This is a genomic window from Candidatus Nitrosopumilus salarius BD31, assembly GCF_000242875.2.
Classification (GTDB): domain Archaea; phylum Thermoproteota; class Nitrososphaeria; order Nitrososphaerales; family Nitrosopumilaceae; genus Nitrosopumilus; species Nitrosopumilus salarius.
Map to the genome: position 1 here is coordinate 25,173 of NZ_AEXL02000120.1, position 21,903 is coordinate 47,075.

The window sequence follows — 21,903 nt, forward strand, 5'->3', positions numbered from 1 at the left end:
ATGAACTTAGATCTTTCTAAATGTTAAAAAAATAAGTTAAAAAAATTATTGTGCTTCCATTCTAGCTAACCAATCATTATCGTTGTTGTCATTTGATGTTGCTGGGGTCACCTGTTTGGGTGGTTCTGGAAATGCGAATGTGACTTCAGATTCGGATGAAGATTCTGGTGTTGGTTGAGATTTAGCTTCAATTGGTTCTGAATGTCCGACTATTGGATCTGTTGGTGCTTCTGGAAGTATTGCCTGAACTAATTGTTGTGGTTCAGGAGTCTCCAGATATGAAACGGCTGATTCTTGGATGTCTGGTGTTGTAGGAGATGATATCTCGTGCACTTCCAATTCAAGATCTGCAATTCTTCTCTTTACATTTGCGATTTCTGCTGTTTCGTGAGTTACATGCTCAATTACCTCAGTTGTGCATGATTTCACGGTCTCAAATGTTGCATCAGAGATTTCATTGCTCTTGTATTGTACTTTTGCATCAAACGATAACATTTTTGCAGACTTCATTTGATCATCTAACTCTGTCAATCTTGCCTCAAGTATTGCTTTGATTTCGTGTTCTGTTTCATCTAATGATACAAGTTTTGACTTGTATTTTTCATGAATGATTTCTGCATCTGCTTTCATGTCATCATTTTCTGAAACAATGTCTATCAATGCCTTTAGACGACGTAGAGTTAATTGTTTTTCACGAATAAGTCTTTGTGAGTCTAATCTCCATTTAGGAATGAAGATAACAATATCACCTTGGACTACTAATTGTTCATACTGGATTTGCTGTAATCCTTGAGAACCGCAGTCAATACCAACGGATTGAATACTACCGTCAATATCAGTTATTGTTCCTATGACTTTACCCATGAATGTTCCGTACATGTCTTTGACGTTCTTACCGATAATTTCGATATCGTCGTTTGTCATGTGAGTAACTCATGAGGTTTGTATAACCGACAAAGTGTAAGTAATGTTTTTAGTTTTAGTTAGATTAATTTAACAAAATTTTCAGGTGTGAGATTTTAGTAATTTTAAAATTAAAAGAGATTGTAATAGGCTCATGATTCAAAAAGAAGAACTTGAACAAATTTTGAATTTTGTCGCAAGTAGGTGGTCTGAAGTTACTAAAGATCCCAATAACAAAGTCCTCGAAAACTTGCCAAGTGATTTTTGGATGAATTCTGTTGGAGGTAAAACTGCAAAGAAGGGTTATTGGGTTACCACATTGATGTACACCGAAAACGAAGCGGATGCAGCAGGTTTCAAAGAAGTGTTGTTACGATGGCAAGCAAAAGGGCAAAACAAAGACAGAGACAAAGGTCCCGATCTAATTCAAATTGGAAAAAAGAAATAGACTATTAATAATTGGGGATCACCATATCGGTATTGTCAGAGTTTTCAACTAAGGAAAAAAAGATCTTATCAGATCACTTTTCAAATACAGATGATGATGTTTTTGCAATAATCACACCGAGACAAGTTGATCGCGGTGCATTAATGTCAAGATATAGTCGAACAGACAAAAGCATGAGACGTATTTTTCTTGATGAATTTGTACAAAATAAAAGCAGAGGAGAAGAATTTTACAACAGAGTACTTTTAGAATATGGAGACGATTCTGTTGCCGAATTAGGAGAAGCACAGATTGCAATTGAAGGTTTGTCGAATATTGCAGTAAAAAAAATTGAAGACAGAAGGATAGGGTTATCGTATTTAGAAAAGTCATCAAGATATGTTGCATGGAATAAAAAAGAAAAAGGAAAGTATAGATTTTACAGAGATCCTGAAATAATGAAATCGAGATTTGCAGATATTTATGAAGAGAGTTGTAATTTTTCATTTGAAGTTTATTCAAAAAATATTGAACCGATGGTTAACTATGTACGAGAAAAATACCCCATAGAAAAATACAGTTTCAAAGATTCAAGAGACGGAAAAGAAAAATTATTTTCTAAATTAAAAAAAGAAACAGATGTAAAATCAGCAAACATGATCTACAAAGGATCAACCAAAGCTAAAGCATTAGATATTCTCAGAGGGTTGTTACCTGCATCAACATTGACCAATGTGGGGATTACAGGTAATGGGCGTGCTTTTGAATATCTCCTGACAGTTTTAGGCTCATCAGAACTAAAAGAAGAACAAGATTTAGCCTCAAAAATCAAAAAAGAACTAGATACAACCATCAAATCTTTTGTTAGAAGGGCAGATGACAAGTATGGGAAAGCATTCCAAAAATATCTTAACGACATTAAATACAAATCAAAATTAGTTGCTGCAAAAGAGGTCAAGTCAAAAGCAAGTACGGGAGTCATTACAAGACTAGTAGAATATGAATCAGAAAAAAATGGAATTGACAAAACAATTTCAGGTATAATTTATGAGCAGTCACCAAGTACATCATATCAAAACATTTTACAGCAAGTAAAAAAAATGTCTAATCAAAAGAAAAACAAGATAATCAGTGAATTTGCAAAACTGAGAACAAATAGACGTCACAGACCGTCTAGGGCATTTGAACATGTTTACTATACATTTGATTTATGTAATAATTTTGGAATGTTTAGAGACTTTCATAGACACAGGGCACTAACTCTACAAAGACAATTACTAACAACAGATCATGGTTATAGCATACCAAATGAAATTAAAATTCTCGGCATAGAGAGAGATTTCAAAGACTGTATGGAAAAAACTAAAGATACTTTTGAAAAAATTAGAAAAAAATATCCCGAGCAAGGACAATATGTTGTAAACTTTGGATACAACTATCCCTATTTGATGAAATTTAATTTACGAGAAGCATGTCATTTAATTGAATTAAGAACAGTGCCCCAAGGACATATTGATTATAGACGAGTAGCACAGCAAATGTTCAAACAGATTAACAAAGTTCATCCCAATTTGAGTAAAATTATGAAATATGTGGATATGAAAGAATATGATTTGGAACGATTTGAATCTGAAAAAAGAACCGAGGAAAAAAGAAAGAAGCTAAAATAATAGAATAGATTATTTACGGAATAGATATGACAGAAAAAATAGAAAAAAGACCAGAAGAATGGAAAGAGATCCTTTCTCCAGATCAATATGAAATATGTATTAATCATGGAACAGAGCCACCATTTTCAGGAAAATATAACAACACCAAACTCGAGGGCATCTTCAAATGTGTGTGCTGTGGTCAAGAGCTTTTCTCATCAGATACAAAATTTGATTCAGGTTCAGGTTGGCCAAGTTTTTGGAAACCAATAGATGAAACGAAGATAGAATATGTGTCAGATTCAGCATATGGAATGGTTAGAACAGAAGTCAACTGTAACAAATGCGGTGCACATTTAGGTCACGTATTCGATGATGGACCAAAGCCTACAAATCAAAGATATTGCATCAATTCAATTTCATTGAAACATGAAAAAGATGAAGATGTATAGTCTTAATCGCCAGATAAAATGGATGTGTTTATCAACGGATATTCAAAAATTATTAATAAAACACAATTAATGGTAAGAAAATCAAGAGAAGTGAAATGAATCGAAATTACAAAAGGAATGAAACAATTTGAGAATAATATTATGTGGTTTTGGGGTCGTTGGGCAAAGCTTAGTCAAATTATTTGATTCAAGATCAGAAGATCTTTACGCAAAGTATGGATTAAAACCAAGAGTTGTGGGGGTGTTCGATAGTAAAGGAAGCGCAGTGGATTCATCTGGTTTAGATTTTAACAAACTTGTTGAAGTAAAGAAAAAATATGGAACCGTGAAAAATTATTCTGATACAAAAAATTCAATGTCTGGAACAGACATGTTAAAAAATATTGAGGCAGACGTGTTAATTGAAACAACCGCAAGTAATTACAAAGATGCAGAACCAGGAATGACCCACATTACAACTGCTATGAAGAAAGGCATGCATGTAATTTCAGTGAACAAGGGACCACTAGCATTAGCATTTCCATCTCTTTTGGAATTAGCAACATATAACCAAGTAATGTTCAAATTTAGTGGTACCGTTGGTGGAGGAACACCAATTCTGGATTATGCCAAAAATAGTCTCAGAGGCGAAAGAATCACATCATTTGCAGGAATTTTAAATGGTACTACAAATTACATTTTATCAAACATGGCAACAGGGTTATCTTTTGAGGACGCATTAAAAGACGCAAAAAACAAAGGGTATGTAGAAGCTGATGAGTCTTTAGATTTAGATGGATTAGATGCTGCAGCAAAATTAGTAATTCTTGCAAACTGGGTGATGGGAATGAAAGTGACAATGCCAGATATTAAATGTACAGGAATACGAAAGGTGGTATCTGAAGATATTAAAAAAGCAGCCAAGAACAATTGTGCAATCAAATTAATCGCATCATGTAACAAGGATCTTGTCGTAGCCCCAAAAGAAGTATCAAATGATGATCCGCTTTGTGTGAACGGAACACTAAATGCAATTGCTTTTACATCAGAGCATTCAGGTACACAAACAATTATCGGAAAAGGGGCAGGAGGCATGGAAACTGCCAGTTCGATACTAAGAGATTTGCTAGATATCAGACAAGAGATTGCTAGAGATTGAAGTCAAATCTAATTTCAAAAAGCGAAACATCCGAACTATTAAAAATAGTTTCAGAAAAATGGGGAATTGAGTTTCCTAAAATAAAAAATGTCAAGGTACATCAAATTTTGGATGATGCACAGATTATCACAGGTGCAGGAATTAAAATACTAAAAGTTAATGAGGATTACTTGCCATTTTTGTCGGAAACTGAAACATTAAAAAAATTTCCGAGTGTAATGGTGGATATGGGGGCTGTAAAATTTATGTGTAAAGGAGCTAATGTGATGAGGCCAGGAATTAAAAAATATACAGAGTTTGAAAAAGATAGTTTAGTTTGCATTGTTGAAGAATCTCAACATAAATTTTTAGCAGTGGGAAAATCTCTAGTTGCCAGTTCAGAGTTAGATAATATGGAGAAAGGTGAAGTCATAAAAAATATCCATTATATCTCAGATAGGTTTTGGGAAGTTGGGAAAACAATTTACGATTAAGAACGAATTTTAATTTTGTTCAAAAAGTCTTCCAATTTTTTGATATGTGTTCCTTCCCAATAGATTTTATGACATTTATCACACTTCCAAAACTTTTCATTAAATTCTAAAACTTTTGGAGGAACCTTATTTGATATTTTTAATTTATCAATTTCATAGGTTAGAGAATTACATTTAGTACATCTTGCTGTCTCGCCACATATTTTATTTAATTCTAAATGTACAAAACCCAAAATTTCTAAAAATTGTTCAATTTCATCTTCCTTTGTAATTGGAATAGTTTGGACGGTAGATTTTTTTGCATGGGCAATAAGTTGTAGATCTTTTGAAATAATTATTCTGTCTTCGTTTTTAGCTTTTTCAATTAATTCCAGATCACTCATGCCAGAAAAATAATCAGTGTCATATCCTAGTAACAATAGTTTTTTGGCAACATTACCAAGCATGCCATCTACTAAAAACAACATAACAGGTAAAATTAGATACTACAATTATTTGATTTGTTCTGTAAATTCTTCAATGCCATCTTTGGTGATGACTAAAATATCTATACCGTCGCCACTAGCTGAGTCTCTAAGTGCTGCTGAACGAACTGCACGCTTTGCTAAATCAATTGCTTCATCTTTGCTCATGTTTGGTTTGTATTGTGGATCTAACACACCTAATGCCATTTCGGCACCAGTTCCAACTGCTGCGTATTCATCAGGAAGAACAGAACCTAAGGGATCAAGTGTGTACATTATGGGTTTATCAACCACACCGCCTACAATTACCTGAGTCAATAACGGAAAGTATCTTCGTTCATACATCATATTTGACATCATTTTTGCAATAGTATTTGGGGGAACATCTCTTTTGAGTTCCATTTTTCTGATTTTTGCAAGGGCTGCAATTTGTAAGGTTAAGATTTGCATATCAGCCACAAGTCCAGCACAAGTTGCACCCACTTGAGAAGTAATGGGAAAAGTTTTCTTGGTAGATTTGCTTACTAGAAAATTTCCAAATGCGATCCTTTTTTCACTAGCAAAAACCACACCGCCGTCAAAAGTAATTCCAACAGCAGTTGCTCCTGGCATATACATTGACATAATTCAAATAATTTTGCCGCATAATAAAGGGCTTTCTACATTTGACGAGTAATTTATGGGTAAAATAGTTATATCGAAAATTTCCAAAATTAGTATTGACTACTGCCGAAATTAAAGAAAAAATTCTGAATGATGTGGTAATTATGGGTTTAAGATCAGTTATCGGTGTGATCTTTATTGTTCACGGAATATCCAAATTCAATCCCGGATTTACTAACTTCTTAACAAATAACGGCATACCAATTGAGATGCAGATTCCTCTTGCACTAGCAGAATCGGTTCCAGGAATTTTGTTAATCATCGGCATTCTTAGTAGATTATCAGCGTCATTATTAGCCATAGTGATGTTAGGCGCAATTTTCATCATTAAAGGAGCACAAAGCTTAACTGGGAATGGAGGCGTTGAAATTGATTTGATTTTACTTACAGCATCAATAGTTATCATGATAGTTGGGCCCGGAAGAATCTCACTGGCACAAATCATCAAAAAAATACCAAGATGTCTTCATTAATGGATTCCAAAATTATGCATGATTAGACACATGCATTTTGTTGTTTTCTTTAGCAAGTCGACTCGTGCAAATTCGTTAGGTGAATGAATTCTTGAAAACATGTATGTACTTCCTATCGAAATGCAAGGAGCTTTGAGAATTTTAACAAATGAGTACATAGGGCCAGTACCAGCATTTGAAACGTTAAGAATAGATGTTCCAAAAGACTTGTCAGCTGCGTCTTTTACTTGATCAACAAATGGATGTGAAGAGTTTGTTCTTGCTGCCGCTTCTCCATGAAAGATTTTGATTTTAACATCAGAGAAACCTTTTGATTTTAAATGATATTTCAATCTTGAAACTTGTTTTTTAGGATCCATTTTTGGCACTAATCTAAAATCAATTTTCACCAAAGCCTTACTAGGAAGAACGGTTTTGGCACCATCACCAATGTATCCAGATACAAATCCTGCAATATTACAAGTAGGATCACCAACTAATGCCTTTTTTGCATCTAATCCTTTTTTGCTACCTACGAATGATTTGATTCCAAATTCTTTTTTAAAGACGTGTTCATCAAAAGGCTCATTTTGAATTATCTTTAAATCATTTTTTGATAAAGGAGTCGTTTCTTTGTACCAGTCTTTTATGAGGATTTTTCCATCAGGATCTCGCAGGGTTTTAATCGCTTCAATTAATCTCCATGCAGGGTTTTTTATTAAAACTGCTAAACTAGAATGAGCGTCTCGGATGGATTCATTTACAGATAATTCAACAAAGAGTAATCCCTTCATTCCTAATCCGATAATTGGTCTGTTTTTTGCATCAACATATCCAAATTCCCAGATAACACCATCACATGAAAATTTCCGTGTGTATTTTTTCAGATATTCGTCAATGTGTGCACTTCCTGTTTCTTCCTCACCTTCAATTACAAATTTTATGTTGCATGGTACATCGCCTGTTGTTTTTAGGTATGCTTCAACTGCTTTGATCCTGGTGATTAATTCACCCTTATCATCAGTTGCGCCTCTTCCAAAAATTTTGTTTCCCTTTCTGATTCCACTAAATGGAGGATCATCCCACAGGTCAAGTGGTTCAGCAGGTTGTACATCGTAGTGATTGTAGAACATCAAAGTCTTTGAAGGATTTTGCTTTGATTTTATCTCTCCATACACAATTGGTGCAACTCCTTTTTTTAATCGTAAAATTTCAGATTTGACTCCTGCTTTTTTTAGTAATTTTTTAACGAGTATGGAGCATTCTTCAATTCCTTCATTTTTGGCCGACACGCTAGGTTGTCTAATTAAAGATTGTAAATCTGAGATAAGATCATCCATGTGGGAATTGATGTGTTTAAGAGCATTCATCAGAATCACACAATTTTATCAAATGGTTTCATTGCAATGGGGATTTCATCTAAAAGATCCATGGAGGTCATATGGAGCCCCAATTTTTTTTGAACAGATTTTCCTGCCAAACCATTAATGAAAGTTGCAGCAGCAGCAGATTCTAACGCATTACGATTTTTCGACAATAGTCCGGCAACTAGTCCAGACAGAACATCTCCAGTACCACCAACAGTCATAGCAGGAATTTTTTTCTCATAAAGATAAGTAGTAGAACCGTTAGAAATTACATCTGTTGCTCCTTTTAGCAAGACTGTAACTCCATGCATTTTGGCATTTTTTTCTACCAGTTTAATTCGTTCATTTTTTGAATTGGATGGAGACTCTCCAAATAATCGCTTGAATTCACCGGCGTGTGGTGTCACTACAACATTTTTGTTTGCTAAAAGCGGTAAAACTTCAGGGATTAGAGCACTGGCATCCAAAGACAATCGTACATCTCTGTCTAAGAGAGATTTTACAAAATACAGTAATGCATTTTTGTCTTGAATTGCAAGGCCCATTCCAATTGTTGCAGAATGCAAATTGTGAGGTAACGCACCTAATAATTTAGTTACAGCACCACGAGTTAATTTTTGATCAACTAAAGGGATGACTATGAGATTTGGAGAAATAGCGCGTGTCGGAGTTACATTGATTTTTGGAACTGATGTATAAACAAGATCAGTGCCACATCTCAGTGCAGCAATTGAAGACAAAATTGGTGCGCCATGATAGATGTAGCTTCCCCCAACAACTAGAACAATTCCATTATCTCCTTTTCTGGAAATAGATTTTCTGGATGGAATGAATTTCTTCACAATTGCAAGTGTGAGATTCTTTCGTACCAATACAACATACTCTAAAAAATGGATGAATAAATCTTGTTTTGTGGTAATTTCTAAGATGGTTTTTTACTTATTTTCTTTGATATTTTTACAGTTGTTTTGGAGGCAGGTTTTTTGATAATTTTTTTAGGAGTTTTTTCAGTTAATTGTCTTGATTCTCTTTCAAAGAAGGCTTTTCTTGCAAAACAAAGATAGGTAGTATGACCAATACCTTGAAAAGAATGACGAGTTTTTCCTTCACGAGCTTCGATTGTTCGTAGAATATGTTCAGTAGATTCAATATCAGTGAATTCGTTTTCAACTAGCGCAATTGTTAATTTTTCCAATTGATTCATAGTAGGACATATGGCAAACACACATCCACTTCCTTTTAGCATTTGACGTACTTTTGGAATCACAATCCAAGGATCACCCAAATCGATTAACGCAGCATCCATTTCTTCCAAAGGCATTGTTTTTGCAGTTTTTAGATCCAAGTTATGTTGTGTGACATATTTTGAAACTCCTGCTTTTTTGATATTTTTTTCTGCAATCTTCATAAAATTTTCATCAACATCAAAAGTGTAAACATGCCCACGGGGTTTTACAATATTTGCCACAAAAGAAGTCAGGGAGCCGCTACCAGTTCCAATCTCTACAATCTTTTGCCCATCTCCAATTCCAGCTCTTGCAATTATGTATCCAAGATCTTTTGGATAAACAATCTGAGTTCCATGCTGGATTTTCATTACATAGTCATACATTGTAGGTTCCAAAAGATAGACATACTTGTCCTTGTTTGTAATTAGTCTAGAACCATATTCTTTACCAATAGCATCAGAGTGTTTAATCACACCAATATGAGTATGGAGTGATTCTTTTTTTGATATTTTAGCCAACCATTTTTTTGAATTATTGTAGAAAAAGAGTACGGGGGAATTATTCTTAATTTTGCTCATGAGTTTTCCCTTAAAATTTTAGATAAGAATCTACTGGTTGACTTTTCCTTTTTGGTGGGAATCAACAGGCTTAAGTTTATAATTTTTGAAGAGAATTTGTGAATGAGATATTTGTTTATTGTAAAACATGTAACAAAAAAGTAAAAGCAGTAATTCTAACAAAGCACAATAAAGAAAGGGATGAATCAACTGGAAGTTACAAGAGATATGGAATGGTTAGAATTCTTCAACATAATATAGGATTCAGAAAGAACTGTGACAACACTTCACAAATTAAAGCATTGGTAGAATCAGACTTTACAGATGATAATGGAGTAATGATTTAGAAGAAATTTTTGCAGAACTTGGGTTAAATTCAAATTGTTATTTACTTTCAAAAACAATAAGATATGCTGATGATTATTTCAACGGGTTCTCTCTGATTTTCCTCAAATGTGATGAAAATTGCCGAATTATGAAGCAGTTTCTTAGTTCAGATAAGACATAGAAGATCATAATCACGCACAGATTAGATGATCGGACGTTTAGAAATTTAACCTAAAAGTAATTCTTTTTGGCTCCGTTTTTTTATCACAAACATTGAGGTTTGAATTACATTGAGTCAGAGACATCTCGCGGTGTTAGCTGGAAGAGCCCAATGCTCACATAAACTAGTTAATGCATTTCAGAGTCTCCATATTGAAGGAGACTGACTTTTTTTTCTGTATGAAAAAACACCACAATAATGGAAACACGGTGCTTAGAATCATAAGGTACAAACAGTATTTTAATACCAAATATCATAATAGAACTAATTGACAGAAATTCAACTAGCAGGATCAGGAGGATGGGTAAATGCAGATCTTAATGATGAACAAGTGACAAAATCAAAACTTGTTCCGAACATAGAGAAGCATTTTTTGTCATCGCTTGAAAAGCTGGATACCGCAAAAATGTTAAAATATTTTTGTAAGCAATGTGATTCTGAATTTGAAGGTCCAACTCAATTACAAATTGAGGAGCAACCTAACGAGGTAGTTGCAGATGGGTTAATCTTGATTGAAAGAGGGCAATATACTTGTCACAAATGTAACTCAATCATTGGGGAATACAGAGTATTCCAGAAAAAAGACGAATAAAATCCAGAAAAATAAAATCTTTGAAATTATTTCTATTATTGATAATGCGTATTCAATAAATACAGCATTTTTCTATCAATATCATGTCAAATATGAAATGCGTATCATGCGGAATTGGTTTCTTTTCCCCAACAGGTTCAGACAAATGTTCCAAATGTGCAGGAAATGAATCCCAAGGACATGGCGGACATGATTCCTGTGGTTGTGGACACAGCCATTAATTTCTTTTTTTTCATATCATGCATATATTGAACAGGGATGAGTAAATTCATGATAAAAACATCAGAACAAATGAAAACACTTGTTGAGGACTATATCAAGATTACAAACATCAATTATGAAGATCAGACAGAAAAAATCAGAGAAAAAAGTAAGATAATAGAATGGCAATTTCACATAGGTTCAAATGTAATCGTAAGCAAAAACGCCAATAGGACAGACAGAATTCACATCAATGTAAACATGAGATTTCCACCAGAAGATGCAAAGTTGCTTGTGATGAAGAATCCGTCATTTTCAAAAGCAATCATGGAAATTAGTGAAATTTGCACAGTATGTGGAATTGGTCATCAATGGATGAAAGACAATGAAAACATCATAGGACTGGCGTTATTCTCACATGTAGATGAACAGATTCTAGATAGAATTTCATTTCATAATACATGGGATAATGTAGCAAGAGTTTCTGGACATGTTCAAAAAATACTGCGTTCAAATTTTAGTGGGTTCTCATCAGCAAGTAACACAACCGATCAAACAGTAGACAAATCGATGTATGGATAAACAAACAGCATCAGATGACCAGAAGATTATTTTCCACCTAAAGGAACACATACCGAAATAAACATACACAGGTAAATTGTACCAAGAATGGTATGATTTCTTTTGATCACAGAGTTCTTAGCGAATACAGAATAAAAATTGCAAAGATAGAAACATTGTCCAAATCCATAATGACTCATAGAGAACCAAAAGGTCTAGAGTCCAGAGGAGCTTCAGATTTTCTTGATGTGTTAATCAATGAGACAGATAAATTCTATGAAAACAACAGTGAGATTTTATCAAAAAATGGTAAAAAACCACATGCACGCTCACGATTGCCTGAGAACAGACAATGGATTGAGAACATTGAAGAGTTTTATGAGAAAAATCCACGTAGAAGACCAAGAAAATAATTTTGTTCAGAGTTAAAAATTATCCAGAACGTAAATGAAAATTATTACAACATGTACATTCATTCTTGATGCATTCATGTTCTCTTCTGTGTCCACAAATACCGCATTCGCAATGTATCATCATGATAAAATTACACGTTTTTCACATATAATGGATCTGTATTTGTTATCAGTTGGCACCTAATTAGCATTAGATAATCACAATATCATTTTATTTTGTCTGTAGAACTAAAATTCTATTTTGCGGGATTGTAAATTAATTTGAATTCCTGTGTTCTATTGCCCTCTAAAATTGATATAACATTTCTTACTTGTTCTTCATCTGGAAAATCTTGTAACATAAATTACAATGTAATGTAGAAGATGAAAAAATAAGATGAGGTATTCTGTTTTTTGTTATTGGGTGGGGTTCATTAACATTGCACGCTCTCTTACTTTCTTGTCAATTGGTGCTATGATGTATTCATCAGCTTCGGCATTACATTCTCCAATATTCATTGCAAACCCATCCATTGTTTCAACAACACATCCGTCTTTAGTAACTGCTACCACCCTTACTCGTTCCATGCTTTCTTCAGGTGCTACGTACCACATCAAATACGCAAATAGCAAGAATGCTCCTGCTCCAATGGATCCTCCTAGGATCATGGCAAAATTATTTGATTTTTTTGGTTGTCTATTTACTGCAGACATGTAATAATTTCTCTTAATCAGATATAAAAGAAAGATAGATGTTTATCATAATCGAATTTCACATGTGAAGTTCAGATTATAATTTAACTGTAAATGAAAGAGCAGATTGTTCAAACCCTAGACTTTTGTAAAATTGATGGGATTCTTTTCTAACATTACCTGACTCCAATCTAATTCGATGACAGTTTTTCTCTTTGGCAAGAGCAATACAAGAATTAATTAGTTTTTGTCCTATTCCTTGACCACGATATATTTCCTGAACAACTAATTCAGGAATATACATCTCCAAAGTTGATTGGTTGAGTCTTTCTAAAAAAATCACACTTACCATTCCAACAATGTTCATTCCGTCTAGTTTTGCAACAAGGATTGTTTTGTCGGAATCTTTAAGATATTTTGTAACTAGTTTTCTAAATGTGTCAACATTAGAATCATTTTTTGGTTTTGGGCGTCCTAATTCATAAAGCAACCCAAGAATAACAGGTGAATCTTTGCCAGATGCCTCACCAATAATCACATTTACCATAAGAAACGAAGATACGTCTAATTCTATAAGTAATGCGTCTCATTTAGATAGAGGTAAAACGAGCATGGCTCACACATTTTCATAATGACTATCATTTAACAAAACATCATTTCTAGAATAGTCCACGTCAATGGCAATCACCACAGGCATATCTTTGACTTTTTTTGCATCATCTAAAATTTTTGCAAATTCTTCAGTAGACTTTGCAATATATCCCACAGCTCCAAAACTTTCAGCTAATTTAATAAAATCAGGATTGGTGAATTTTGTGAAAACACTTTTTCCAAACTCATTTTTTTGCTTCATTGAAATCATCCCCAAATCACGATCACACCATACAACAGTAATGACTGAGAGTTTTAGACGTACTGCAGTTTCAAGTTCCTGAATATTCATCAAAAACCCTGCATCTCCACACATTGCAACAACATTTCTGTCAGGATGAACTATTTTTGCTGCAATTGCCCCAGGGAAAGCAAACCCCATCGAACAAAAACCATTTGGAATTAGGCATGTGTTTGGCTGATATGTTTTGTAAATTTTAGAAATCCAAAGTTTGTGTGCACCAACATCAGATAATACGATATCATATTCTCCTAGTGCATTGCGAACATCAATTACTAGCTTCTCAGGCCTTATAGGAAATGACATATCATCATTAAATGAATCACGTCTTCCATCTACCTCAGAAATAATTTTTTTAAATAACTCAGGAATCTCTTTTCTTGGAAACGCATCCAATTTGGGATTTGATTTTTTTTGTAGTTCCAATTCTTTCAAAATAGCATCAACAGCATATCCGATATCAGAAACAATCTCAACTATCGGTCTGTAATACGTATAAACTTCAGAAGGGGTAAAATCAATATGGATTATTTTCTTACTGAAATCTAAATTCCAATTCTTAGGGCTATACTCCACAAGATCAACACCTACAGCAATTACCACATCAGCTGATTTCATGGCAAGCAAAGCATGATCAGCATCTTTGATTCCAATTGTATGTAGATGTAAAGGGGAATCATCAGAGACAACACCTTTTCCCATAAATGTATTCATGGCAATGATGCCTGTTTTTTCTACAAATTTTCTTATGTGAGGACTAGCATTTTCACGAACACATCCATTTCCCAAAAAAATTACAGGGTTTTTGGCTCCAAGAATTAATTCCACTGCTTGTTTGATCAACTGTTCATTAGGTTCAGAGCGAAAAACAGGCTGAGGTTCTATGGGCGGTATGTCTGAATCTTTTTTTGCAACATCCTGAGGCAATTCGATATGTGTTGCGCCAGGTTTTTCTTCAAGTGAAATTTTAAATGCTCTTCTTACAATTTCTGGGATGTTTTGTGGATTACGTATTGACCAATTCCATTTAGTGATTGGTTTGAATAAAGTAATTGCATCCATGTTTTGATGTGATTCTTTGTGGAGTAAATGTGAATCAGTCTGCCCAGTTATGGCAAGCAATCTTGATCTATCCATGTTTGCGTTAGCAACACCAGTTACAAGATTAGTGGCTCCGGGACCTAAAGTAGCAAGACACACACCGACTTTTCCGGTAAGTCTTCCATAAACATCAGCCATAAAAGCAGCACCCTGCTCATGACGCGTTAAAACAAATTTAATTTTAGACTCAGATAAAGACATCATAAAATCGGCATTTTCTTCACCAGGGATACCAAAAATGTATTCAACACCCTCGTTTTCCAAACATTTTACAAACAAATCGGAAGCTTTCATTGTAACATCTTATCAAATTTAACCAAATTTTTAAATATATTTTCTATACTATCAAGATCAAATATAACATCATTTTTCATGAAGTTAATCACCTCCACATTGAAATCATCAAAACATTATGAATTTTCAATAATTGTTTATGCCCCGTAAACGGTTCTAAGAATAGAGCTATTCATTGCAACATCTGGAGTAAACTGAACACTCACTGTTACTTTGTTGTTAAAGTCGATATTTACATTATCAAATACGGATTTGTATTTGTCAATCATTCGTCTGTTTGAAGTAAGTTCAGAACCAGATTTAATCATCAATCCTTCTTCGATGAGTTCATTCATTTTTCGATATCCTGATGTTTTAGGAATACCTAGCTTTTCCAAAATTTCTGAGATTGTCCAAGGTTCTCCGATTGATGCATTGAGAATCTTTGCCATTTCATCATCACTGAATGCTTTTAGAATGGATTGGCTTATAGTTGGATCCGATATTGTGAATCTTTTTTCGGCTTTGTCTTTTTTTGATTTTATATTACATATGTTGTCTAAGAATTTCTTTTCCAGACCTTCCGCACCTGCTCCAAAAAACTCCCTTAACACATCATCTAATTTATCAAATTTCATCATGGATTCTGTTATCGACATACCAAATTTTTCAAATAAACGGTTTTGAATTTTGTGAATTGTCGTCTCACCTAAATTATCTCGGATAATTTTTTCTAGAGATGCGGCAAATATTTGATCAACCCCAGTCATTTCATTCAAGAATTATCACTCATATGATAATGGTAAATTGTATATAGTTTTTTGTTAGTCATCAGTTATTATCTCAGACAGATTACGAATATGACTGATGTCATTTTTTATTGCCAAATTAAGAGCATTTTGTACTTCAATTTGTTCTAATTCAGAAGACTCTTGTTCAATTTGGGCTATGTTACACTCATAAATGATAGGTAATTTTTTGAAATTTCTATACTGCTCATACGTAACTATACAGGAATAGAGATTAGGATCTTCTTTAAATCTATATTGAATCTCAAATGACATGGGTTCATTTTTTTCAGCCAAGAAAGAATCTCCAATTGCTTGTTTTATCCCATTCATGTCAAATGGTTTGGTGATTACAGGTATGTGTAATGCCCTGAAAAGACCAGAAAAGCGAGCATTGATGTCACCGGTAATTACAATGATTTTGGCAAACGAATTTCTGTCTTTAATGTTCTCAACTGCATAATAACCATCATATTTTGGCATGTCTAAATCAGTAAAGACAATATCAGGATTAAATTTTTCATATAATTCAACTGCATCTTTTCCATCAATTCCTGTAGAAAGTACATCTACTTGATGTAGAGATAACAACTCACAGAATATACTAACAATATCAGGATCATCATCAATCACTATACAATTAACCATGCGAACACATCCTCAAACTCTCAACTAAATTTTAATCTCTGTATAAAATAGCCTTTTTCGTAAAAATGTTGGCCCTGTAACGTCATCTTAATAGACACCGATCATATTCGAGATAAATTTAATGAAATTGAATGTGAAAGTGATGGATTCTACAGACATGGTATAAAATTCACATTGTACCTTTTATACAAAACCATTCTAAAGATAATATGCCAAATGAAAATCTAGAATTTGCCACATTGACAGAAATTTTTGAGAAAAATATCAAACAGATTATGAATAACAAGGAATCATTTCTACCTCTTTTTATCAAAAATTTTTCTGATGGTCATAGGGAGTATACCAACTACATAGAGCAAGTATTCAGAATAATGCGAACTGCTGAAGAAAATTCCAACATTAAGCCAGACAAGAAAGTTATGAAATTATGTGAAGAATATGTCAATGAATTCTCAAAAATATATTTATCACATATAGATATGTCCAAAAATACTTTGGTAAACCATTTAGAGACACGATTATCTTTCATGACGACTTGGAATGAACAGATGAGGAAATTTGCAGATAGTGTTCAAAAATAGATTTGATTAACTAAGCGTTTACAGACCAAATTAAATCACCATCCATCAATACGATTTGCATTAGATATGAATGAATTATTAGATTACATTCTAGGACTTGCAGAAGGTTTGGATGAGGTGATGAAAATAGTAAATTCTTTTTGTGAGATTACACGAACTTCCACCCAACACTACCAGATGCAAACATTTATGGCTAAAAAGAGCTCGCTAAACAGTAATTGGTTTGCACGCCAACTAACCTAGAGAGATGACAGTGTTGTCTCTCTAGGACACTACATTCTATCAGGTGCTTTTATTCCAAGAAGATCAAGTGCTTTTTCTAAAGTGATTTTAAAGGAATGAACTAAACACAAACGAGCATTTTCAAGTGGGATATCTCCAATATCTAAAACTTTAGCATGTTCATAAAATGAATTGAATGAAACTGCCAAGTCATGACAGTATCTTGCAATTACTTTCGGAGATAAATTATTTGCAGCGTCACGAACTTGTAAATTAAAAAGACCGATGTTTTTAATCAAATCTGTCTCAGATTCTTCCTTGAATAGTGAGTAGTCAACATCAATAGAAGGGATTCGATTAGATTTTTCTAAAATTCTTGATGCTCTGGCATGTGTATATTGAATGTAGGAAGCAGTGTCACCTTCCAAACTCAGAGACTTTGTAAAATCAAATGTGATTATTTTGTCCAAATCTTGTTTTATCATTTCATATCGTAAGGTTCCAACTGAAACATAATGTGCGATTTTCTCAATCTCAGAAGAATCCATTTCAGGATGTCGCTTTTGAGTTTCATCGCTTGTTTTTTCTTTTAACAAATCATACACAGAATCTGCATTGACATACACACCTTTTCTACCAGACATCTGAGCTTGTTTTCCATCAGTATCCAATCCTAATGTTTTTGCAGTATCGGGACTAAGAGTTACTGACTCATACCCAAGATGTACGTATGCGTCTGGAACAGATTTGAATTTGGCCATTAAGGTAGTGATAATTTTTTGCAGTCGTGCTTGACGAGAATCAATTACAGTTACAACTTTGTCTCCGGTAAAGTCATGAGGGTTGGGATTATCTTGATTTAGAGTAGTTTGCCATAAAATTTGGGAATTAGGTTGGTCTTTGTCATATTTTTCATAATTAAATGGGTCTTCAAGTAATCCTAGTTTCCATGCAGCATATGGTATGTCTTTAGCAATGTATGTTGCAGTACCATTACTTCGAACAATTACTTTATCTTCTTCCTTGCCTTCTCCACGAATTACCCAGCAGCCGGCATTTTTCCCATCATTTTCAAATTCAATCAGATTCATTTCTTTTAGTTTTTCAAAGATTTTACTCCACAATCCTGAACGAATTATCTGAGATTCAAAATTAAGGCAATCATAAAAAACACCCAAATTCCAGCAAGTTTCTAATTGACTAGCTAAAACTCTTCTAGTAATTTTATCTGCAAATTTTGCAATTTCGGAGTAACCATCTTCAAGTTCTTTGAGAATATTTTTGCGAATATCCTCAAGACTTGGATTAGATTCATATTTTTCAGTAGTTTTTACATATACATCATCCCCACAATAATGATCAAATTTCTTTCCTTTAGGAGGCTCTTGATCAAATCCAAAATGTTTGAACCCAACTATGATATCAGCTACTTGAAGACCAGAATCATCAATATAGTTCAGTACATTAACTTTGTAATTTGCTTTTTTAAGAATTTTAGAAACAGAATCACCAATTATAATATTTCTGATATGCCCTATGTGCAAAGCTTTGTTGGGGTTAACACTTGTGTGTTCTACAACTATTGAAGAATTATTTCCTATGTCTACATCACCAAAAGTCTCAAGATATGATTCAGACAGTATCAATTGGCTGAGTTTTTCCCAATTAGCAAAGAAATTCAGATATCCTGAAGGATGTGCTTCAGATTTCAATACCAGTGTACTAGTACAATTCAGATATTTTTCAGACAGCATCACTGCGATATCTTTAGGATTTTTTTTGAGTTGTTTTGCAAGCAAGAAAGAGACGTTTGAGCTAACATCCCCAAATCCAGGGTTAGCAGGCTCAACAGAATATTTTACATCAGATATAGAAAGATCAGCAAGAATCTTGTTGAGATTATTCTCAATTTCATCCAGAATCGATTTAAAGGTCATGTTATATCTCTGAAAGTTTGGGTGCTAATTTATCTAATGCTTCAAGAAGTCCATCTCCAGCATGGGCTGAAACTGTAATCGTAGCAGCAGATTTTACCGGTTCTGATGCATTTCCTAAGGCAATACTCGTTTTTGCCACTTTAAACAGTGGTACGTCAGTCGCACTATCACCAATTGCCACAACATCATCTCTAGAAATAGATAATTTTTTCATAATCTCTGAAAAACCAGTACCCTTGTCAATACCATGAGAATTAATATGATAGGCATATTGACTATCAGATAACTCTACTTTGAGATTATTTTCAGCAAGAATCTGTCTTGCAAGATCAAGATCAAATGTTCGCTGCAAAACAACCTCAGTCATCCTTGGAAAAACAGATTTTTCTTTCACATTTTCAAGATTGTTTTGAATAACTTTTAGTGCAATTTTGCATTCATCGATATTTCCAAGCAAAATATGTTCATCGGAATTTAAAGTAATACATCCACCATTCTCACCAACGGCAATTTTGGTAGTCCCGCCAAATACTGAAAGTAGAAATCCCTCAACAGATGATCTGCCTGTTACAAAAATCACATTATGACCCAGGTTAGTTAAACGTCTAAGTGCTTCAAGAGCATCAAGATGAATACGTCCACCACCATTTTCGGTAATCGTGCCATCGATATCTACTGCAAATGTCTTCTTTTTCACAAGAATCGTTTTTTGAACTGAATAATATTTGCTACTAAAAGAAATATGCCATCCAGAAAAATACGTTAGAATCTTTGGCATAGTTTTTCAGAGGGTTTTAGGCTCCATCATATGTCAGAAATTAATAAGATGCAAGACAAGTGAATAACCAAATAATAAAACAAGAGGTACAATAATAGGGAAAGGGGATTAGAAATATGGTTAGAAAGGGACGGATAGAAGAAATTTTCAGTAAAGCATTGTTTGCAGACGAATCTGAACAATACAATATTTGCTACAGAGACTTTGAAAGAATAAGAGAAGTGACATTACCAGAATTTCTAATTCAATCAAATAACTTCCAAACAATCCCCATTAACAGAATCAGGAAAATAAAGAAAAGTAATACGGTTTTATTTGAAAAGAATATCATAACAGGTGAATAGTATTGGGAATTCCTGAAAAGATCAAGGCCATTCAAGAAGAAATGGCAAAAACTCAGATCAACAAAGCTACTGAACATCATATAGGTCTACTGAAGGCAAAAATTGCAAAACTCAAAAGAGAGCAAGAAGCTGATGTAGTTAAAAAATCCGGAATGAAACAAGACGGGTTTGATGTAAGAAGGAGCGGGGATGCAACAGTTGTATTTATCGGGTTACCAAGTGTAGGAAAATCCACATTACTAAATAAAATGACAGGAGCAAATTCCACAGTCGGGGCTTTTCAATTTACCACACTTACAGTAGTGCCAGGAATGATGGAATATAGAGGAGCAAGAATTCAAGTGCTAGATCTTCCTGGAATTATCAAAGGGGCATCAACGGGTAAAGGATTAGGAAAAAGAATTTTATCGGTTGCAAGAACAGCTGACCTGGTATTACTCATATTGGATGTATTCCAACCATTTCATGAAGATGTGTTAGTGAATGAATTAGGCAACATAGGAATTAGACTAAATCAATTACCACCAAACATCACAATAGAAAAAGCATCAATGGGAGGAATTGCAATTGCTCAACAAGTTAAACTAACCAAAATTACAGAGAAGCATCTCAAAGACATACTACATCTTTATGGATTGGTTAGTGCACGTGTGGTAATAAGAGAAGATCTTACATCAGAACAATTAGCAGATCATATTGCTGGAAACATCAGCTATTCAAAAGCACTTACAGTTTTAAACAAAATTGATTTGGTAGACCAAGAATTTCTAAAAGATTTGAAAACAAAAATTAAATCTGATGTAATCGAAGTGTCTGCAAATTCAGATACAAACATCGATTTACTCAAAGAGAAAATATATGAAAAACTGAAATTCATTAGAATTTACATGAGACCTAAAGGGGAAGAAACAGATTTCAAAGAACCATTAATTGCAAGAGAGGGAGATACAGTTGAGGATATTTGTAATAAACTACACAGGCGATTGAAAAGAGAGTTCAGATATGGTTTAGTTTGGGGTAAAAGTGTAAAATTTGGAGGACAGAGAGTAGGTCTAAACCATATTTTACTTGATGAAGATGTGTTAACTATTATCAAAAGAAAGGGAGTATAATACAATTAAAAATTGGAAAATAGATCACAAAATTGTAGTTCGGGTAGAACAACACACTCTCAAAACAAAAAAAGAATTGATGTTTGATCCAAAAAAGATCCAAATTTAAGCACAAAATACAGTGTAGATCTAAAATGCACAAGTAAATAATTCAACAAAAGTAGAATGATCGCATTTGGAAATAATTTTTGAAAGTTTTACGATCATAAAATAAAATTTGAGAAATTATTACTTGATAAATAGTAATCAAATTGTGTAAATTTTTTTAGTTTAACTACTGAAAAACAATGAAAATGCCGATTCTGTATGGCTACAAAAAGAAAAGCTGCAACTAAACGTAGATCAACATCTAAATCTACTGCAAGAAAAGCAGCTCCAAAACGTAAAGCAGCTCCAAAGAGAAAGGCAGCAACAAAAGCAGCCGCTCCAAAGAGAAAAGCAGCAAAACGTAAAGCAGCTCCAAAGAG

Annotated in this window: 27 protein-coding genes; 14 read left to right on the forward strand and 13 right to left on the reverse strand. The window is 33.8% G+C overall.

Annotated features, from left to right (window positions below; translation table 11 throughout):
* Nucleotides 1-45 precede the first annotated feature (45 nt).
* Nucleotides 46-924, reverse strand: coding sequence for a CdvA-like protein (locus tag BD31_RS06980; protein ID WP_008300413.1), 879 nt, complete (start codon nucleotides 922-924; stop codon nucleotides 46-48).
* Between the two features lie 133 nt (nucleotides 925-1,057).
* Between BD31_RS06980 and BD31_RS06985 the strand changes: the two genes are divergently transcribed.
* The 5 genes from BD31_RS06985 (at nucleotide 1,058) to BD31_RS07005 (ending at nucleotide 5,042) form a co-directional block, all read left to right on the forward strand.
* The gene (locus BD31_RS06985) at nucleotides 1,058-1,351 is read left to right on the forward strand and encodes a hypothetical protein (RefSeq protein ID WP_008300402.1); all 294 of its coding nucleotides are present in this window, start codon (nucleotides 1,058-1,060) and stop codon (nucleotides 1,349-1,351) included.
* 32 nt (nucleotides 1,352-1,383) lie between these two features.
* Nucleotides 1,384-3,000 (forward strand): FAD-dependent thymidylate synthase, encoded by a 1,617-nt coding sequence (locus BD31_RS06990; RefSeq protein WP_048097546.1) that lies wholly within the window; start codon nucleotides 1,384-1,386, stop codon nucleotides 2,998-3,000.
* 26 nt (nucleotides 3,001-3,026) lie between these two features.
* Nucleotides 3,027-3,431 (forward strand): peptide-methionine (R)-S-oxide reductase MsrB, encoded by a 405-nt coding sequence (msrB, locus tag BD31_RS06995; protein WP_008300477.1) that lies wholly within the window; start codon nucleotides 3,027-3,029, stop codon nucleotides 3,429-3,431.
* A gap of 127 nt (nucleotides 3,432-3,558) precedes the next feature.
* Nucleotides 3,559-4,569 carry a homoserine dehydrogenase gene (locus BD31_RS07000; protein WP_008300501.1) on the forward strand — a complete coding sequence of 337 codons (1,011 nt, stop codon included), beginning with the start codon at nucleotides 3,559-3,561 and terminating at the stop codon, nucleotides 4,567-4,569.
* A complete protein-coding gene (locus tag BD31_RS07005; RefSeq protein ID WP_008300407.1) occupies nucleotides 4,566-5,042 on the forward strand; it encodes a PUA domain-containing protein in 477 nt (158 codons plus the stop codon). Before BD31_RS07000 ends, BD31_RS07005 begins: the two co-directional genes overlap by 4 nt.
* Here BD31_RS07005 and BD31_RS07010 read toward each other — a convergent pair.
* Nucleotides 5,039-5,509 (reverse strand): Mut7-C RNAse domain-containing protein, encoded by a 471-nt coding sequence (locus tag BD31_RS07010; protein ID WP_008300479.1) that lies wholly within the window; start codon nucleotides 5,507-5,509, stop codon nucleotides 5,039-5,041. The genes BD31_RS07005 and BD31_RS07010 overlap by 4 nt on opposite strands.
* Before the next feature lie 24 nt (nucleotides 5,510-5,533).
* Complete coding sequence (locus BD31_RS07015) at nucleotides 5,534-6,130, reverse strand: Ntn hydrolase family protein (protein ID WP_202949131.1); 597 nt, start codon at nucleotides 6,128-6,130, stop codon at nucleotides 5,534-5,536.
* A 95-nt stretch (nucleotides 6,131-6,225) separates the two neighbouring features.
* Between BD31_RS07015 and BD31_RS07020 the strand changes: the two genes are divergently transcribed.
* Nucleotides 6,226-6,642, forward strand: a complete 417-nt coding sequence (locus BD31_RS07020) for a DoxX family protein (RefSeq protein WP_008300457.1) — start codon at nucleotides 6,226-6,228, stop codon at nucleotides 6,640-6,642.
* Here the strand turns inward: BD31_RS07020 and BD31_RS07025 are convergent.
* Genes BD31_RS07025 through BD31_RS07035 form a run of 3 tightly spaced genes read right to left on the reverse strand, consistent with a single transcriptional unit; the run spans nucleotide 6,639 to nucleotide 9,795 of the window.
* Nucleotides 6,639-7,991, reverse strand: a complete 1,353-nt coding sequence (locus tag BD31_RS07025; protein ID WP_048097550.1) for a M20/M25/M40 family metallo-hydrolase — start codon at nucleotides 7,989-7,991, stop codon at nucleotides 6,639-6,641. The two genes, BD31_RS07020 and BD31_RS07025, sit on opposite strands and share 4 nt — an antisense overlap.
* Nucleotides 7,992-7,996: 5 nt before the next feature.
* Complete coding sequence (locus BD31_RS07030) at nucleotides 7,997-8,860, reverse strand: NAD(P)H-hydrate dehydratase (protein ID WP_008300440.1); 864 nt, start codon at nucleotides 8,858-8,860, stop codon at nucleotides 7,997-7,999.
* Between the two features lie 50 nt (nucleotides 8,861-8,910).
* Complete coding sequence (locus BD31_RS07035; RefSeq protein ID WP_008300443.1) at nucleotides 8,911-9,795, reverse strand: tRNA (adenine-N1)-methyltransferase; 885 nt, start codon at nucleotides 9,793-9,795, stop codon at nucleotides 8,911-8,913.
* A gap of 98 nt (nucleotides 9,796-9,893) precedes the next feature.
* Here BD31_RS07035 and BD31_RS07040 point away from each other — a divergent pair, with 98 nt between their 5' ends.
* The 5 genes from BD31_RS07040 to BD31_RS07055 all read left to right on the forward strand — a co-directional run bounded on the left by BD31_RS07040 (nucleotide 9,894) and on the right by BD31_RS07055 (nucleotide 12,088).
* Entirely contained in the window at nucleotides 9,894-10,121 is a 228-nt protein-coding gene (locus BD31_RS07040) for a hypothetical protein (protein WP_008300485.1), read from the forward strand.
* A gap of 468 nt (nucleotides 10,122-10,589) precedes the next feature.
* Nucleotides 10,590-10,913, forward strand: coding sequence for a hypothetical protein (locus BD31_RS07045; RefSeq protein ID WP_008300437.1), 324 nt, complete (start codon nucleotides 10,590-10,592; stop codon nucleotides 10,911-10,913).
* 83 nt (nucleotides 10,914-10,996) lie between these two features.
* On the forward strand, nucleotides 10,997-11,134 hold the full coding sequence (locus tag BD31_RS10345) for a hypothetical protein (RefSeq protein ID WP_193353388.1): 138 nt from the start codon (nucleotides 10,997-10,999) through the stop codon (nucleotides 11,132-11,134).
* A gap of 49 nt (nucleotides 11,135-11,183) precedes the next feature.
* On the forward strand, nucleotides 11,184-11,696 hold the full coding sequence (locus BD31_RS07050; RefSeq protein WP_008300442.1) for a hypothetical protein: 513 nt from the start codon (nucleotides 11,184-11,186) through the stop codon (nucleotides 11,694-11,696).
* A gap of 92 nt (nucleotides 11,697-11,788) precedes the next feature.
* Complete coding sequence (locus BD31_RS07055) at nucleotides 11,789-12,088, forward strand: hypothetical protein (protein ID WP_008300495.1); 300 nt, start codon at nucleotides 11,789-11,791, stop codon at nucleotides 12,086-12,088.
* 396 nt (nucleotides 12,089-12,484) lie between these two features.
* On the opposite strand, the gene BD31_RS07060 is transcribed toward BD31_RS07055, so the two are convergent.
* From BD31_RS07060 to BD31_RS07080, 5 genes are all read right to left on the reverse strand, one after another.
* Nucleotides 12,485-12,781: a hypothetical protein gene (locus BD31_RS07060; protein ID WP_008300423.1), complete on the reverse strand. Its 297-nt coding sequence runs from the start codon at nucleotides 12,779-12,781 to the stop codon at nucleotides 12,485-12,487.
* 76 nt (nucleotides 12,782-12,857) lie between these two features.
* On the reverse strand, nucleotides 12,858-13,307 hold the full coding sequence (locus tag BD31_RS07065; RefSeq protein ID WP_008300449.1) for a GNAT family N-acetyltransferase: 450 nt from the start codon (nucleotides 13,305-13,307) through the stop codon (nucleotides 12,858-12,860).
* Between the two features lie 69 nt (nucleotides 13,308-13,376).
* Nucleotides 13,377-15,047, reverse strand: coding sequence for an acetolactate synthase large subunit (locus BD31_RS07070; RefSeq protein ID WP_008300430.1), 1,671 nt, complete (start codon nucleotides 15,045-15,047; stop codon nucleotides 13,377-13,379).
* 137 nt (nucleotides 15,048-15,184) lie between these two features.
* Nucleotides 15,185-15,796 carry a helix-turn-helix domain-containing protein gene (locus BD31_RS07075; RefSeq protein WP_048097551.1) on the reverse strand — a complete coding sequence of 204 codons (612 nt, stop codon included), beginning with the start codon at nucleotides 15,794-15,796 and terminating at the stop codon, nucleotides 15,185-15,187.
* 54 nt (nucleotides 15,797-15,850) lie between these two features.
* Complete coding sequence (locus BD31_RS07080) at nucleotides 15,851-16,462, reverse strand: response regulator (RefSeq protein WP_008300486.1); 612 nt, start codon at nucleotides 16,460-16,462, stop codon at nucleotides 15,851-15,853.
* A gap of 209 nt (nucleotides 16,463-16,671) precedes the next feature.
* Here BD31_RS07080 and BD31_RS07085 point away from each other — a divergent pair, with 209 nt between their 5' ends.
* Entirely contained in the window at nucleotides 16,672-17,043 is a 372-nt protein-coding gene (locus tag BD31_RS07085; protein WP_008300484.1) for a hypothetical protein, read from the forward strand.
* A 272-nt stretch (nucleotides 17,044-17,315) separates the two neighbouring features.
* On the opposite strand, the gene BD31_RS07090 is transcribed toward BD31_RS07085, so the two are convergent.
* Together BD31_RS07090 and BD31_RS07095 are read right to left on the reverse strand one after the other, a co-directional pair.
* On the reverse strand, nucleotides 17,316-19,202 hold the full coding sequence (locus tag BD31_RS07090; RefSeq protein ID WP_008300455.1) for an arginine--tRNA ligase: 1,887 nt from the start codon (nucleotides 19,200-19,202) through the stop codon (nucleotides 17,316-17,318).
* A 1-nt stretch (nucleotide 19,203) separates the two neighbouring features.
* Nucleotides 19,204-19,899 (reverse strand): phosphoglycolate phosphatase, encoded by a 696-nt coding sequence (locus BD31_RS07095; protein ID WP_048097552.1) that lies wholly within the window; start codon nucleotides 19,897-19,899, stop codon nucleotides 19,204-19,206.
* A gap of 197 nt (nucleotides 19,900-20,096) precedes the next feature.
* Here BD31_RS07095 and BD31_RS07100 point away from each other — a divergent pair, with 197 nt between their 5' ends.
* Together BD31_RS07100 and BD31_RS07105 are read left to right on the forward strand one after the other, a co-directional pair.
* Complete coding sequence (locus tag BD31_RS07100) at nucleotides 20,097-20,324, forward strand: hypothetical protein (RefSeq protein WP_008300505.1); 228 nt, start codon at nucleotides 20,097-20,099, stop codon at nucleotides 20,322-20,324.
* Nucleotides 20,325-20,326: 2 nt separating this feature from the next.
* Nucleotides 20,327-21,436, forward strand: a complete 1,110-nt coding sequence (locus BD31_RS07105; RefSeq protein ID WP_008300475.1) for an OBG GTPase family GTP-binding protein — start codon at nucleotides 20,327-20,329, stop codon at nucleotides 21,434-21,436.
* Nucleotides 21,437-21,903 lie beyond the last annotated feature (467 nt).

Coding starts and splice junctions, on each gene's coding strand:
- BD31_RS07050 (WP_008300442.1), top strand. CDS start 11,184: ATGATAAAAACATCAGAACAAATGAAAACACTTGTTGAGGACTATATC.
- BD31_RS07055 (WP_008300495.1), top strand. CDS start 11,789: ATGATTTCTTTTGATCACAGAGTTCTTAGCGAATACAGAATAAAAATT.
- BD31_RS07100 (WP_008300505.1), top strand. CDS start 20,097: ATGGTTAGAAAGGGACGGATAGAAGAAATTTTCAGTAAAGCATTGTTT.
- BD31_RS07070 (WP_008300430.1), bottom strand. CDS start 15,047: ATGAAAGCTTCCGATTTGTTTGTAAAATGTTTGGAAAACGAGGGTGTT.
- BD31_RS07090 (WP_008300455.1), bottom strand. CDS start 19,202: ATGACCTTTAAATCGATTCTGGATGAAATTGAGAATAATCTCAACAAG.
- BD31_RS07075 (WP_048097551.1), bottom strand. CDS start 15,796: ATGACTGGGGTTGATCAAATATTTGCCGCATCTCTAGAAAAAATTATC.
- BD31_RS06980 (WP_008300413.1), bottom strand. CDS start 924: ATGACAAACGACGATATCGAAATTATCGGTAAGAACGTCAAAGACATG.
- BD31_RS07025 (WP_048097550.1), bottom strand. CDS start 7,991: ATGAATGCTCTTAAACACATCAATTCCCACATGGATGATCTTATCTCA.
- BD31_RS07060 (WP_008300423.1), bottom strand. CDS start 12,781: ATGTCTGCAGTAAATAGACAACCAAAAAAATCAAATAATTTTGCCATG.
- BD31_RS07010 (WP_008300479.1), bottom strand. CDS start 5,509: ATGTTGTTTTTAGTAGATGGCATGCTTGGTAATGTTGCCAAAAAACTA.
- BD31_RS07080 (WP_008300486.1), bottom strand. CDS start 16,462: ATGGTTAATTGTATAGTGATTGATGATGATCCTGATATTGTTAGTATA.
- BD31_RS07085 (WP_008300484.1), top strand. CDS start 16,672: ATGCCAAATGAAAATCTAGAATTTGCCACATTGACAGAAATTTTTGAG.
- msrB (WP_008300477.1), top strand. CDS start 3,027: ATGACAGAAAAAATAGAAAAAAGACCAGAAGAATGGAAAGAGATCCTT.
- BD31_RS07035 (WP_008300443.1), bottom strand. CDS start 9,795: ATGAGCAAAATTAAGAATAATTCCCCCGTACTCTTTTTCTACAATAAT.
- BD31_RS10345 (WP_193353388.1), top strand. CDS start 10,997: ATGTCAAATATGAAATGCGTATCATGCGGAATTGGTTTCTTTTCCCCA.
- BD31_RS07065 (WP_008300449.1), bottom strand. CDS start 13,307: ATGGTAAATGTGATTATTGGTGAGGCATCTGGCAAAGATTCACCTGTT.
- BD31_RS06985 (WP_008300402.1), top strand. CDS start 1,058: ATGATTCAAAAAGAAGAACTTGAACAAATTTTGAATTTTGTCGCAAGT.
- BD31_RS07015 (WP_202949131.1), bottom strand. CDS start 6,130: ATGTCAATGTATATGCCAGGAGCAACTGCTGTTGGAATTACTTTTGAC.